Below are 660 nucleotides of genomic sequence, written 5' to 3'. Positions count from 1 at the left end.
CCGGCATGGGCCAGCACGTTCCTCATGAAGTGGACGCGGCACCTCTGCCATGTCGCGCACAGCACCTTGGTGACGGCCGCCTTGATGCCTTCATGGGCATCGGAGACGACGAGCTTGACGCCGCGCAGGCCGCGGCGGGTCAGCTTGCGCAAGAACTCCGTCCAGATCGGCTCGGCCTCAGACGTGCCGACCTCCATGCCCAGCACCTCGCGCCGGCCGTCCGCGTTGACGCCGACAGCGATGATGACGGCGACCGAGACGATGCGGCCGCCGCGGCGCACCTTCAGGTAGGTGGCGTCGATCCACAGATATGGCCAGTCGCCCTCGATGGGTCTTTCAAGGAACGCTTTGACTTTGCCGTCGATCTCTTCGCACAGCCGGCTGACCTGGCTTTTGGAGATGCCGCTCATGCCCATTGCCTTGACCAGGTCGTCGACCGAGCGCGTCGAGATGCCCTGGACGTAGGCTTCCTGGATGACGGCGGTCAGCGCCTTCTCGGCCATGCGGCGCGGTTCGAGGAAACCGAAAGTAGCTTCCCTTCCTGAGCTTGGGGATGCGCAGCTCGACCGTCCCGGCCCGCGTCTCCCAGTCGCGTTCCCGGTAGCCGTTGCGCTGGGCGAGACGAAGCGGGTTCTTCTCGCCATAGGCGGCGCCGGTGGC

The 660-nt window shown here is 66.2% G+C and carries 1 pseudogene; it reads right to left on the bottom strand.

Features of this window, described 5'->3' with window-relative positions:
- A pseudogene (locus NKH43_RS35240) lies at nt 1-660 on the bottom strand (IS256 family transposase); the annotation flags it as partial.

This window comes from Mesorhizobium sp. M1163 (assembly GCF_040318415.1).
GTDB lineage: Bacteria > Pseudomonadota > Alphaproteobacteria > Rhizobiales > Rhizobiaceae > Mesorhizobium.
Note: the sequence above shows the minus strand (reverse complement) of the source record. Positions and strands in the feature narration are given on the sequence as shown.